The sequence below is a fragment of the Acidimicrobiales bacterium genome, from assembly GCA_036273495.1.
Classification (GTDB): Bacteria; Actinomycetota; Acidimicrobiia; order Acidimicrobiales; family JAJPHE01; genus DASSEU01.
In genome coordinates this window covers 1-12,704 of the sequence record DASUHN010000007.1, presented here as the reverse complement: position 1 = coordinate 12,704, position 12,704 = coordinate 1, and the positions used below count along the sequence as shown (strand labels likewise).

Annotated in this window: 11 protein-coding genes; 6 read left to right on the top strand and 5 right to left on the bottom strand. The window is 72.3% G+C overall.

Annotated features, from left to right (window positions below; genetic code table 11):
- The first annotated feature begins 505 nt into the window (after nucleotides 1-505).
- Nucleotides 506-1,135, top strand: coding sequence for a hypothetical protein (locus VFW24_00220; GenBank protein ID HEX5265174.1), 630 nt, complete (start codon nucleotides 506-508; stop codon nucleotides 1,133-1,135).
- A 131-nt stretch (nucleotides 1,136-1,266) separates the two neighbouring features.
- Nucleotides 1,267-3,042, top strand: coding sequence for an ATP-binding protein (locus VFW24_00215; GenBank protein ID HEX5265173.1), 1,776 nt, complete (start codon nucleotides 1,267-1,269; stop codon nucleotides 3,040-3,042).
- Here VFW24_00215 and VFW24_00210 read toward each other — a convergent pair.
- Nucleotides 3,039-4,817 carry a GAF domain-containing SpoIIE family protein phosphatase gene (locus VFW24_00210; GenBank protein HEX5265172.1) on the bottom strand — a complete coding sequence of 593 codons (1,779 nt, stop codon included), beginning with the start codon at nucleotides 4,815-4,817 and terminating at the stop codon, nucleotides 3,039-3,041. The genes VFW24_00215 and VFW24_00210 overlap by 4 nt on opposite strands.
- Before the next feature lie 49 nt (nucleotides 4,818-4,866).
- Complete coding sequence (locus VFW24_00205) at nucleotides 4,867-6,045, bottom strand: Mrp/NBP35 family ATP-binding protein (GenBank protein ID HEX5265171.1); 1,179 nt, start codon at nucleotides 6,043-6,045, stop codon at nucleotides 4,867-4,869.
- Nucleotides 6,046-6,090: 45 nt separating this feature from the next.
- Between VFW24_00205 and VFW24_00200 the strand changes: the two genes are divergently transcribed.
- The 4 genes from VFW24_00200 to VFW24_00185 all read left to right on the top strand — a co-directional run bounded on the left by VFW24_00200 (nucleotide 6,091) and on the right by VFW24_00185 (nucleotide 9,187).
- Nucleotides 6,091-6,789: a helix-turn-helix domain-containing protein gene (locus VFW24_00200; protein ID HEX5265170.1), complete on the top strand. Its 699-nt coding sequence runs from the start codon at nucleotides 6,091-6,093 to the stop codon at nucleotides 6,787-6,789.
- 43 nt (nucleotides 6,790-6,832) lie between these two features.
- Nucleotides 6,833-7,195: an iron-sulfur cluster insertion protein ErpA gene (gene erpA / locus VFW24_00195; protein HEX5265169.1), complete on the top strand. Its 363-nt coding sequence runs from the start codon at nucleotides 6,833-6,835 to the stop codon at nucleotides 7,193-7,195.
- Nucleotides 7,196-7,289: 94 nt separating this feature from the next.
- A complete protein-coding gene (locus VFW24_00190) occupies nucleotides 7,290-8,768 on the top strand; it encodes a 2Fe-2S iron-sulfur cluster-binding protein (GenBank protein HEX5265168.1) in 1,479 nt (492 codons plus the stop codon).
- The gene (locus VFW24_00185) at nucleotides 8,765-9,187 is read left to right on the top strand and encodes a RidA family protein (protein HEX5265167.1); all 423 of its coding nucleotides are present in this window, start codon (nucleotides 8,765-8,767) and stop codon (nucleotides 9,185-9,187) included. The genes VFW24_00190 and VFW24_00185 overlap by 4 nt, the downstream gene beginning before the upstream one ends.
- Here VFW24_00185 and VFW24_00180 read toward each other — a convergent pair.
- The 3 genes from VFW24_00180 to VFW24_00170 all read right to left on the bottom strand — a co-directional run.
- Nucleotides 9,129-9,809 (bottom strand): response regulator transcription factor, encoded by a 681-nt coding sequence (locus tag VFW24_00180; protein ID HEX5265166.1) that lies wholly within the window; start codon nucleotides 9,807-9,809, stop codon nucleotides 9,129-9,131. The two genes, VFW24_00185 and VFW24_00180, sit on opposite strands and share 59 nt — an antisense overlap.
- Nucleotides 9,810-9,818: 9 nt before the next feature.
- On the bottom strand, nucleotides 9,819-11,153 hold the full coding sequence (locus tag VFW24_00175) for a glutamine synthetase family protein (GenBank protein HEX5265165.1): 1,335 nt from the start codon (nucleotides 11,151-11,153) through the stop codon (nucleotides 9,819-9,821).
- 100 nt (nucleotides 11,154-11,253) lie between these two features.
- On the bottom strand, nucleotides 11,254-12,704 hold a 1,451-nt coding region (locus VFW24_00170; protein ID HEX5265164.1), incomplete at its 5' end, for a hypothetical protein.

Genomic DNA, 12,704 nt, shown 5'->3' with positions numbered 1-12,704 from the left:
AGTTTCAGACTCAAACCAACTCTTGGTTGGCTCAGATCAGAGCCGGCTTGCCCAACTACAAGGCGAGCCCAGGGGCCATCTCTGATCATGTTCTTCAAGTGATCTCGGGGAGTTCATCATGCGTGTTTGTGAGCGCCACTCGCGACTTTTCCGCAGTTGCAGTGCATCCGCCCCCCAGTCACGTTTCCTACATCGAGTTGACTCACGCGACCGCGGAGAACGATCCGCAGCACATCAACCCGACCGGATGGGTGATAGCGGTAGCGGGATACAACTCCGCCGGCGCACGACCGGCCGATCCTTGCGCAGCGGGGTCGCCGTCTTAATCGGAGTTGCGCAACTCGCCATCCTCAGCGGCATCGTGTGGGCAGCCGGCAGGGCAGACATCAACGTCGACGAGAATGCGAATGGAAGTGCTGTCGACTTCCTGGTTTCTGGTGGGCAACAAGCTGCTTCGCCAGGCCACTCGGTCGTCGCGGCTGTCAACCACGGGAGACGACAAGCTGTGCTCTTTCCGGTGTATCTGCCGAGCCTGATCATGCAGGCGGGACAGTTCTGCATCGGAACGACGGTCGTCTACGTGGCCACCCCTCAGGACCAGGCGAGCCTGACGGCGGCGAATGCGCTGCGGCTGCCTCAGCTGACGCCGCAGTGGCCGATGTGCCAGGGAGCGCCGGCGGCACCGGCGGGGCCGGCGGCTCCCGCTGCCATAGCCGCCCAGTTCTGGTCGAGCCAGGGGGAGAACGCTCTGGTGAAGCCGGCGCCCCGGATCCGGCCGGGGTATGCCGTGACGGGGAAGACCGCCTACCTCGAGACCGGCGGGACCATGGCCCAGGTCTTCAACGATCCGACCGGGGCGGGGGCGCTCCAGATCCAGGCGTCGGGGCAGTTCTGGGTCGACTGGGGGGACGGGACGCCGCTCCAGGGCCCGTTCGACTCGACCGGGGCGCCCTACCCGGACGGGACCATCACCCACGTGTGGTCGGACACCGGGAGCTACGCGGTCACGGTCTACGAGAGGTGGACGGCCCGGTGGTCGCTGGCGGGTCAGACCGGCACGTTGGCGGGCCTGCGGACGGTGGGACAGATCCCGGCCTTCCCGGTCAAGGAGCTGGTGTCGGTCCGTAACCGCTGACGGCCAGGCCGGATCCGCGGACGGCAAGACGAGCAGTTCCGGGGCCGCAAAACCGGAAGGATCTGGGATGCAGCTCAGGAAGAACCAGCATCGCAGGAGGAACTAGGGCCAACTGGTAGAAAAGTCAGGGAATGGCCGAGCGCGGCACCAGCCGGACTCTTCTGGCGTTGGACGAGGCAGCGCGGGTGCTCGACCTCCCGGCCGACGCGGTGCTTGCTCTCGTGGCGGCGCGGTTCTTGTCCGCGTCGGTCGTCGACGGCCCACCCCATGAGGCCCTGGCCCGGGCCACCGAGCCCCTCTTCCAGCTGGTCGACCTGAAGGCCTTCCTGGCTCGCAACGCCGACTTCGGGGCGGGCAACCTCCTCGACCTGGAGGCCGACGACCCGGATCCCCAGGCCCTGCTCGACGACCTCGACGGGCGCTCGGAGGACATGGCCCGGCGGGCGTTCGACATCTTCGCCACCGCCATCCCCGAGGCGCGGAGCTGGTCTCTGTCCGAGAGGGTCCGGTTCATCAACCAGGCCAAGAGCCGGTTCGAGGCCATCCTGGCGGTCACCGGCCACGGCGCCGAGGTGGACGAGGCTCTGGTCGACGACCTCCAGGAAGTGGGGGCGGCGGCGGCCTGGGCCCAATCCCCGTTGCCCCAGCTGCTGATGGTCCTGCGGATCTCCCGGGACCTGGTCGTGCAGACGGCGGTGGAGCTGGCCGAGGAGAGGGGACAGCGGTGGGGGCTGGCGCTTTCGCTGCTGCTCACGCGGGTGCTGCCGGCCATGGACCGCCTGATCGACGCCCTGGCCACCGGCTACTGGTCGGCGGTGGTCAAGCGGGAGGAGGCAGCCAGCGCCCGCTACGCCCACGTCGTCGAGCACTCCTCCGACGGCGTCTGGGAGGTGGATCTTGACGGGCGGCTGTCCTACGCGAACGCCGCCTTCGCCCTGATCGTCGGCCGCGATCTCGAGGAGCTCGACGGTGTGCTGCTCACCGACCTGCTTCCCGAGGAGGAGTCAGGCCTGTCGCTCGACGCCCTCACGCCGGGGTTGGGGGCGGCGGGTCCGTTCGAGGTGGCGGTCCGGCGGCCCGACGGGGTGCGCCGGGTGCTGGCGGTGCGGGTCCTGCCCCGCTACGAGGACGAGCACATCGTCGGGTTCCAGGGTGTGGCCCGGGACACGACCGCGCTGCACGCCCTCGAGGCTGAGAAGAACGAGTTCCTGGCCCTCGTCACCCACGACCTGCGCAACCCCCTCTCCACGATCGTGGGAATGGGGGCCACCCTCGAGACCATGGGCCAGGAGCTCAACGGCCCGCGCATCCGGCGCATGGGGGAGGCCATCCGCCGCCAGGCCGAGCGCATCTCCCGGCTGGCCGACGACCTCTACGACGTCAGCCGCCTGGAGGCGAGCTCGCTGCTCCTGTCACCGCGGCCGGTCGACCTGCTCCAGGTGGTGCAGGCCGCGCTCGACACCGTGGATCCCACCCAGGACATCGCCGCCCAGGTCGTGATCCGGGTCGATCCCGGCGTGTCGGTCATGGCCGACCCCCGGCGCCTCGAGCAGGTGGTGGCCAACCTGGTGGCCAACGCCTTCGAGCACGGCGCTCCTCCGGTCGTGATCGAGGCCGGCCGGACCGCCGCCGACGGCGGCAACGGGCAGGTGAGCCTGAAGGTGGTCGACCACGGCCCGGGGGTGGGGGCGGCGGTGGAGCCGGTCCTGTTCAGCCGGGTGCACACCCTGACCCGTCACCAGCGCAGCGGCCGGGTCGGCCTGGGCACCGGGCTCGGCCTGTTCCTGGTCAAGGGACTGGTGGAGGCCATGGGCGGACGGGTGGCCTACGACGGGACCGGGGACGGCGCCTCCTTCGAGGTGGTGCTGATGACGCCCCGACGCCCGGCGGACGCCCTGGTCCTCTAGCGCGCGATAACGAGGACGCAGGCGTCGTCGTCCTCCCCCCCGGGGCGGGCCGCCACCAGGGCGTCGGCCACGTCCTCGGCCGAGGAGCGGGCCACCCCCGCCACCACGTCGACCAGGCGCTGGATGCCGAGCATCGGATCCTCCCCCCGGCGCTCGAACAGGCCGTCGGTATAGAGCACGATCTTGCCGCCGGCGGGCACGTCGGCCCTCGTCTCGGGGTAGCCGGTGGAGCCGGTGCCGAGGGGCGGTCCGTGCCTCATCTCCAGCCGGGTCACCGTCCCGTCGGGGCGGACCTCGATCGGCGGAGGGTGCCCGGCGTTGGCCCAGACCCCTGCACCGGTCACCGGATCGAGCAGCCCGTACACGGAGGTGGCCATCCGGTCGGGACCGCCCATGGGCAGCGCCGACAGGTGCTCCATCATCCGGCCGGGCGGTATCCCGGCCACCGCCAGCCCCCGGGCGGCGTTGCGCACGTGGGCCATGGTGGCGGCGGCGGGAACGCCGTGACCGGAGGCGTCGCCTATGCCCACCAACACCGGGCCCCGGGGCAGCGACTCCGCCTCGTACCAGTCCCCGCTCACCCCTCCTGACGCGGGGGCGTACCGGGCGGCGAAGGTCAACCCGGGCAGACGCGGCACGCTCTCGGGCAGGAGGGCGGCGGTGAGCAGCATGACGTTGTCGACCTGCTCGCGGTAGCGCTGGGCATTGCGGAGGGCCACCCCGGCCCGGGCCGCCAGCCCTTCCGACGCGTAGCGGGCCTCGCTGGAGGGCCGGCCCCGCCAGCTGTGGGAGAGCAGGCTCATCACCCCGATCACCTCCCCGCTCGCCTGGACCGGGAGGACCAGGCCCGACCACGGGCCGCCGGGCAGGGCCAGGAGCTTCTCCGCCGTGTCGCGGGGGTAGGTGCGGTACACCTCGTCGGGGCTGACGGTGCTCAACTCGATCGTCCGGCCGCTGCGGAAGGCCTCGGCCAGCGAAATGTCGGCGTCGATGGGCACCGGTGGCGCCTCCCGTAGGTCGTCGGCGAGGTCGGGGTCGGCGGCAAACTCGATCGCCACCCGATGGAGCTGCTTGTCCTCGGCGACGTACACCGCGCACCACTGCGCCAGGTGGGGCACGGCCAGCCGGACGATGGCCCGCACGATCTCGTCGGGGTCCAGAGCGCTCACCATCAGCCGGGTGGCCTGGTTGAGGAACTCCAACGTCTCGCGGGCCCGGCGCTCCCCCTCGTAGAGGCGGGCGCGCTCGAGGGCGCTGGCCGTCAGGTCGCCGATGGCGCGCAGCAGGTCCTCGTCGGGGTGGAAGTTCTGGCGGGGCTCGGGCCAGCCGATGTGCAATGCACCCGTGCGCCGCCCGCGGGGCGCGACCAGCGGCACCACCGCCACGGCCTGCGAGGCGACGGGTAGCCCGATCAGCTCGGGCCAGCGGGCGTCACGCTCGTCGGAGTTCCCGTAGCTGACGATCTGACCGGAGCGCAGACATACGGCCGCAGGCAGGTCGGAGTCGAGGGTTATGTCCCCGACCGCGTCGGGTCCCTTCCCGCGCTCGTAGCCCGCCCCGCCCGCGAAGCGGATCACGTCGTCGGTCTCCCGCAGCCACAGACCGACCGACGCCGCGCCCAGATCCTCGAGGGCCTCCTCGAAGACGACCGACGCGACCTCGGCGGCGGTGAGGGTCTCTCCCAGGGCCCGGGCCAGCAGGTATAGGCGAGTGGCTTCGCCCTCGGGCGCGTCCGTCCGTTCCGCCGGTCCCGGGTCGTCGCGTCCAGGGGCCAAGACGGTCAGTTTGTCATGAGGGGTGGCGCCCGGCGCGAGCGCGAATCCGCTACTTGCCGGCGCGGGGAGAGGAGCCGGCGGCCACCGCCGCCTCGACGTTCTCCAACATCCGGGCCGTGCACCCGGCCAGCTCGACCACCGGCATCACGTCGGTGACCATGCGCTCCGCCACCGCCTCGAAGGCGGCGACGACCGGCGATTCGGACGAACCGGACAGCACGACCGGGCTCCCCGGGTCCCCGCCGGCCACCACCTCCGGGTCGAGAGGAATGCTGCCGAGCAGGGTCGTGCCGACCTCGGAGGCCAGCCGCTCCCCGCCGCCGACGCCGAACAGGGGGTAGCTGGTCCCGTGGTCGCAGACGAACGCACTCATGTTCTCGATGACGCCGGCCACGCGCAGATGACCGCGCCGGGCCATGTCGGCGGCGCGGGCCGCCACCTTCTGCGCGGCGAGCGCCGGCGTGGTGACGATCACCATCTCGGCGCGCGGCAGCATGCGCGCCAGCCCCATCTGGATGTCACCGGTGCCCGGAGGCATGTCGATCAGCAGGTAGTCGAGGGCGCCCCAGGCCACGTCCTCGAGGAAGTGCTGCAGAGCCCGGTTGAGGATGAGCCCCCGCCACATGATCGCCTCGTCCTCGTTGGACAGGAAGCCCATCGAGACGACCTTGAGCAGGCCGGCGCCGACGTGGCGCTCGAGTGGGACCATCTTGCGGTCGCGCGCCGGGATCCGGCCCTCCAGCCCGAGCATGCGCGGCACCGAGAAGCCCCAGATGTCGGCGTCGAGCACACCGACGGTGAAGCCTCGCCCCGCTATCGCGGTGGCCAGGTTCACCGTGACCGAGGACTTGCCGACGCCGCCCTTGCCCGACGCGATCGCCACCACGCGGGCCGAGGCCGGAATGTCGGTAAGCGGGGCCCGCTCGCGGGCCTGGCGCCGGGCCCGGTCCATGAGGGCGGCTCGCTCGGGCCGGGTCATCTCGCCCATCTCGACGTCGACCGCCGTGATGCCGGGGAGGGCGGCTACCCGGTCGCGCACGTCCCGGTCGATCTGGGAGCGCAGGGGACACCCGGCGACGGTCAGCGCCACGGTGACGGTGGCCTCCCCCCGCGCCGAGACGGCGACATTCCGCACCATCCCGAGGTCGACGATGTTGTCCCCCAACTCGGGGTCGATGACGCGGGTCAGCGCCTCCCGGACCTGCTCGACGTTGGGGGCATCTGCCATTCCGGGAGGAATTCTACCGGCGCCCACCGGTAGTATTTGGGTCCGATGGACCAAGCGGACCGGTTGGCCGTGTACAAGGCCCTGGGGGACGACACCCGCTTCGCCCTTTACGCCGAGCTCCGGGCCAGCCCGGTCCCGCTGTCCACGTCGGACCTGGCCGAGCGGATGGCCCTGCACCCCAACACCGTCCGGCCCCACCTGGAGCGGATGCGGGAGGCGGGTCTCCTCGAGGTGGAGATGGACAGCCGGGGCACGGTGGGCCGCCCCCAGCACCGCTACCGCCCGACCCCGGGCGCCCCCGGCGTCGACCTCGACCCGCCGTCCTACCAGCTGCTGGCGGAGCTGCTGGCCCAGCTGGCCGGCGCCAGGAGCCCGCGCGGGGGCCTGGATCCCGAGGCGGTGGCGGCGGTGGGGCGGACCGAGGGCCGGCGCCTGGCCGCCTCGCAACGGAGCGGCCGAGGCCGGGGCGCCCGCCCGGCCTGCGTGGAGGCCCTCCGTGCCGCCATGGAGCGGCTGGGCTTCGAGCCGATCCTCGGGGCGCCGGTGGGCGCCCGGGTCGAGATGCTGTTCGCCAACTGCCCGTTCCGGGACCTGGCCGAGGCCCACCCCGACGTCGTCTGCCACCTCCACCGGGGAATAGTCGAAGGGGTGGCCGAGTTGGTCGGTAATGGCCGGGTGGTCGAGTTCGCCACCCTCGAGGACAACCGCCCCTGCCGGGCCGAGGTGGTGGAGGCGGTCCGGTAGCATTGATGTCTGGAGCTCCGGGAAACCCGCAAGGAGTGTGACCGTGACCACGATCAGCGCCGTCAAGATCGGCAAGAAGCCGGCGCCCATCAGCCTGAGCGACAACGCCATGGCCAAGGTGGCCGAGTTGATCGCCAAGGAGGGTGAGGAGGGCCTGGCTCTGCGCGTCGCCGTCCGTCCCGGCGGGTGCTCCGGCTACTCCTACGAGATGTTCTTCGACACCGAGGTGGCCGACGACGACATCGCCCGGGAGTTCGGAGGGGTGAGGGTGATCGTCGACGCGGCGTCGGCCGAGCTGCTCAACGGGTCGATCCTCGACTACAAGGACGGCCTCCAGGGGGCGGGGTTCCACATCTCCAACCCCAACGCCCAGCGCACCTGCGGCTGCGGCAGCTCGTTCAGCTGATCGGCTGACCCTCTCCTTCGTCCTCGACGGGCGCCCCGTCGAGGCCCCCGACGACGGCGCCTCGCTCCTCGAGGTCCTGCGCGACCGGCTGCAGGTGCGGTCCCCCAAGGACGGCTGCTCCCCCCAGGGCCAGTGCGGCTGCTGCACGGTCTGGGTCGACGGCGCCCCCCGGGTGGCCTGCGTGACCCCGGCCCGCCGGGTGGCGGGGCGCACCGTCACCACCGTCGACGGCCTCGACCCCGGGGTACGGGATCGATGGGCCGACGCCTTCACCGCCGCCGGTGCCAGCCAGTGCGGGTTCTGCACCCCGGGCATCATCATGCGCCTGGCCGGCCTCGAGCAGCGCGGCCCGGTCTCGGCCGAAGCCACCTCCTCCGCCCTCCTGGCCCACCTCTGTCGCTGCACGGGGTGGCGGACCATCCTCGAGGCGGCCGAGCTGGCCACCGGCGCCGGCTCGGGCCCGGCCGCGTCTCGGCACCAACGCGACCTCGAAGCCGCCGCCCACCGGGCCGGCCTCGAGGGCCGTACCCATCAGCTGGTGGGCGCGGTGGTGGCGCTGGGTGGCGGCGGCTTCTCGGACGACTCCGCCCCTCCGGACGCCCTGGTGGCGGTGCCCGACCCCGCCGGAGGGTGGGTGGTGGGGGAGAGCCTGTCCGAGGCCCGGGCCCGGGCGGGCAAGGTCCAGGGCCGGCACAGCACCCTGGAGGTGAGCTGGCCCGTGACCGTCCCGGAGGGGGACTGGGCCCTCCGGCTGGCCACCACCTGGGTAGAGCCCGGCTACCTGGAGACCGACGCCTCCTGGTGTGTGCCGGGCGGGGAGCCGGCCACCCCCCTGGCCAACGGCGGGGCGTTCGGGGGGAAGGTGGCCTCGGTGGCGCCGGCGGTGGCCCGGAGCCTGGCCGACGAGCACGGCCGGCCGGTGCGGGTGCTGCTGTCCCGGGAGGACGTGGTCCGCCTCGGGCCCAAGCGCCCCCCTCTGGCGGCGGGCGTCCGGGAGGACGGCACCGGGATCGTCCGGGTCGTGCGCACCGACGGGATCGCCGCCGCCATCAGGTCGGTGGCCCCCGGGTTGGTGGTGGAGGAGGTCGATGCACCCGGGCCCCCGACCTCGGCGGCGGCCCGGGCGGCGGGATGGGCGGAGGCCGCCGTGCTCCTGGGCGTCCTCGACGCCCGCCGGCGGGGGAGCGGAACGGTCACCGTGCGCTCGGCCGATGTGGCCGAGGCCGAGGCCGAGGTGGACGACGCCGGCGTGCGCGTACGGGTGGGGTGCGGGGCGCCCCTCGACCCGGTGGTCCTGCGCTCCTACTGCGTGGGGGCGGCCCACATGGCCCTGGGTTGGGTGCGCAGCGAAGCGATAGCCGTCGACGGCGCCGGCCTGGTCCACGACCTGACCATCCGTTCGTTCGGCATACTGCGGGCCAAGGACACTCCGGGGATCGAGGTGGACGTGGCCGAGGGGGACGGGGAACCGGTGAACGGGTCGGACGCGGTGTTCGCCGCGGTGGCGGGGGCGGCGTGGCTGGCGGCGGGGCTGCCGGAGCGTTGGCCCTGTGCCCGGGTGGCGCCGAGATGAGCAGCGGCGGGGGCGGCCCGGTCGGTCCCTACACCCCGATCGTGCGGGCCGGTGACTGGCTGGTGTGCTCGGGCCAGATCGGCCTGTCCGAGGGGCGCCTGGCCGACGGCGCACTGCAGGGCCAGCTCACCCAGGCCCTGGCCAACCTGGCCGCCCTCCTCGAGTCCGAGGGCGCCACGCTGGCGGACGTGGTGAAGACGACGGTCTATCTCACCCACATGAGCGACTACGCCGGCATGAACGAGGCGTACGTCGAGGCCTTCGGTGACCACCGCCCCGCCCGCTCGGCCGTGGCGGTGGCTGGGTTGCCGCTGGGCGCCCTGGTCGAGGTGGAGGCGTGGGCCTACAAGCCGGCGCCGGTCACGCGGGCCAGCGGGGCTGGCCGAAGCGGTAGCCGACGGAGCGTACCGTCGAGATGAGAGCGGCGTTCTCCTCGCCGAGCTTGGCCCGCAGGCGCCGGACGTGCACGTCGACGGTCCTGGCCCCCCCGTAGTACTCGTAGCCCCACACCCGCGACAGCAGCGTCTCGCGCGTGAACACGCGCCCCGGGTGGGTGGCGAGGAAGCGCAACAGCTCGTATTCCATGTAGGTGAGGTCGAGGGCGCGGCCACCGACCGACGCCTGGTACGTCTCGAGGTTCAGGACCAGCGGCCCGTACTCGACCAGCTCGGGGCGCAGGCCGCGTCCGGTGCGCCAGAAGAGGTGCTTGAGGCGCGCCTCGACCTCCTCGGCCCGCAGCGGGGCGCAGATGAAGTCGTCGAACAGGTCCTCGCGCAGCTCCAGGTTCTCCAGCCGGGCGGGGTCGACGACCAGCAGCAAGGGCTCGAGGGGCACGTCGCGCTTGCGCAGCGCCCGGCACAGGGCAAAGGCCTCCTCCCCGCCCCCGCTCTCCCAGTCGCACACGATGGCGCCCGCCCACCCGTCGTCGGGCTCGTTGCGGGCCGAGGTCTCGTTCACCGCCTTCCACGGGTAGCCGGCCCGGTCGAGAACCAGCACGAGGTCGGCCGGCGGCGGGTCGGGGAAGACGAGGAGCGGCTCCATTAGTGGCGCCTACAGCCGGGGGAGGTAGCGGTCGAGCTCGAAGCGGCTCACGTGGGCCTTGTAGTCGGCCCACTCGGCGCGCTTGTTGCGGATGAACCACTCGAAGACGTGCTCCCCGAGGGTCTCGGCCACCAGCTCCGAGCTCTCCATCAGGTTCAAGGCGTCGGCCAGGCTGCCGGGGAGCGGTCCGATGCCCTCCGCCGCCAGCTCGGCGGGGCTCATGGCGTAGAGGTTGGTGGCGGCCTCGGGGGGCAGGTCGTAGCCCTCGTCGATACCGTCGAGCCCGGCCGCCAGCACCACGGCGAACGCCAGGTAGGGATTGCAGGCCGGGTCCGGCGAGCGGTACTCGATGCGCGTCGACTCGGGCTTTCCCCGCTTGGCGAACGGCACCCGCACCAGCGCCGAGCGGTTGTTGCGCGCCCACGACACGTATACCGGCGCCTCGTAGCCCGCGACCAGCCGCTTGTAGGAGTTCACCCACTGGTTGGTGATGGCGGTGATGGCGGGGGCGTGACGCAACAGGCCGGCGATGAACCCCTGCGCCGCCTTCGACAGGTTGTGCGGGTCACCGGGGTCGTGGAAGGCGTTGACGTCCCCCTCGAACAGGGAGAAGTGGGTGTGCATGCCCGAGCCCTGGACGCCCTCCATCGGCTTGGGCATGAACGTGGCGTGCACGCCGCGCTCCTGGGCGATCTCCTTGACCACCAGCCGCGCCGTCATGACCGTGTCCGCCATCGTCAGGGCGTCGGTGTGGCGCAGGTCGATCTCGTGCTGGGACGGGGCGTCCTCGTGCTGGGCGTACTCGACGGGGATGCCCATCTCCTCCAGGGTGAGCACGGTGCGCTTGCGCAGGTCCCCGGCCAGGTCGGCCACGGTCAGCTCGAAGTAGGAGCCGGTGTCCAGGGGCTGGGGCACTCCGTCCGGTCGGGCCGAGGCGAAGTAGAAGTACTCCAGCTCCGGGGCGGCGTAGAACGAGTAGCCCTTGTGGCGCGCCTTCTCCAGGGTGCGGCGCAGCACGTGGCGGGGGCAGCCCTCGAACGGTGTGCCGTCGAGGTTGAGCACGTCGCAGAACACGCGGGCCACCGCCAGGTCCCCCTCGCGCCACGGGAGGATCTGGAAGGTGTTGAGGTCGGGGCGGGCCAGGACGTCGCTCTCCTGCACCCGGCTGAAGCCGTCCACCGCCGAGCCGTCGAAGGTCATGCCCTCGTCGAGGGCGTTCTCCAGCTCGGCCGGGGTGATGTTGAAGCTCTTGGGAGTCCCGAGAACGTCGGTGAACCAGAGCTGAATGAAGCGGATGCCCCGCTCCTCCACCGTTCTCAGCACGTACTCCTGCTGACTCTGCACTGACTCCTCCGTCCTGCTGTCCCTGCACGCTGTCGCGTCCCGCTGACCGCCCCATTGTCGCGCCTCGCCGATGTGGCGGTCGAAGCAGAAAGGGCGGTGGCTAGCGGTTTTGGCCGTAGAAGAGGCGTTCCGTGACCCTCCGGGCGCGTCTTGTAACACGCCGGAAATGATCCCGGAGCTCCGAAGGGGAGGTGTCGAGGCTGCGGGCCAGCACGGCGAGCCGATCGGACGCGGTCGGGAAGGCGTCCCCCGGCGCGCCCTGCACCAGGAACAGACGGTTCCGAACGTGCTCGCAGAAGCGGTAGGACTCGGCCAGGGCCCCGGCGTCCTCCTCCCCGAGGGCACCTCTGGCGACCAGCGCGTCGATGGCCGGCAGGGTGGCGGGCTCGGGGACCTGGTGGGTCAGCTGCAGCAGCTGCACGGTCCACTCGACGTCGGACAGTGACCCGCGTCCGAGCTTGAGGTGGAAGTCGGGATCCTGACCCGGCGGGATGCGCTCCTTCTCGACGCGCGCCTTCATCCGTCTGATCTCGCGCACCTCGTCATCGGTTGCCTGCGGGCCGGTGATCTCCGCCGCGAGGTCCATGAAGCTGCGCCCCAGTTCGGCGTCGCCCGCCACCGGCCGGGCCCGCAGCAGCGCCTGACGCTCCCACGTCTGCGCCCACCGCCGGTAGTACTCGGTGTAACCGGCGATCGTGCGGGCCAGCAGGCCGTCGCGTCCCTCGGGGCGGAGGTCGGCGTCGAGCGTGTGGATGCGCCGGGCGGGCGTCTCCCCGTTCACGAAACGGAGGAGCTGGATGGCGGCCGCCTCGGCGTGGGGGACGCGGCCCGCTTCCCCGGGAACGGCATCCCCCGTGATCAGCATGACGTCGAGGTCGCTGGCGTAGCTGAGCTCGGCGCCGCCGAAGCGACCCATGCCGATCACGGCCAGGGGGAGGGGACAGTCGACCGCCGCCAGGGCCGCTTCGAGGACCGCCTCGGCCAGCTCGGCCAACCGACGGCCGACCTCGTCCACCCCGGCACGCCCGAGGATGTCGGCGGCCATGACGATGGCCTCCTCGCCGGACTTGAACAGCCGCAGGCCCCGTGCGCGGTGCCGGGGCTCGGTGCGCCACCCGACGACGGCGCGCGCCTGGTCGGCCAGCTCTCCCCGGTTCCGCTCCGCCAGCCCCTCGTCGGTCAGGAGCCGGGACAGGAGGGCCGGGTCCCGCCTGATCCGGTCGTGGGCCAGCGGGGTGGTGCCGAGCAGCAGGCAGAGGCGGCGAGCGGTCTCGGGGGACTCGCGGAACATCCCGACCATCCGCTCGCGCCGGGTCCCCGACGATCCGACCAGCCGGCGCAGCCCGAGCAGGCCGAGATCGGGGTTGGGGGCCAGCGACAGCCACTCGAGCATGAGGGGGAGCAGCGCCTGCATCAGGCGGCTGGACCGGGTGAGGCCGCGCGTGAGCTCGGCCAGAGCGGCGCGGGCCCGGTCCGTGTCGGCAAACCCGAACGCCGCCAACCGCTCGCCCACCGCTCGGGCCGGCAGGCCGGTCGTGAGCCGGTCGGGAT

Excerpts from the sequence above, each read along its gene's own strand:
- VFW24_00215 (HEX5265173.1), top strand. The coding sequence starts at position 1,267 with ATGGCCGAGCGCGGCACCAGCCGGACTCTTCTGGCGTTGGACGAGGCA.
- VFW24_00205 (HEX5265171.1), bottom strand. The coding sequence starts at position 6,045 with ATGGCAGATGCCCCCAACGTCGAGCAGGTCCGGGAGGCGCTGACCCGC.
- VFW24_00200 (HEX5265170.1), top strand. The coding sequence starts at position 6,091 with ATGGACCAAGCGGACCGGTTGGCCGTGTACAAGGCCCTGGGGGACGAC.
- VFW24_00185 (HEX5265167.1), top strand. The coding sequence starts at position 8,765 with ATGAGCAGCGGCGGGGGCGGCCCGGTCGGTCCCTACACCCCGATCGTG.
- VFW24_00180 (HEX5265166.1), bottom strand. The coding sequence starts at position 9,809 with ATGGAGCCGCTCCTCGTCTTCCCCGACCCGCCGCCGGCCGACCTCGTG.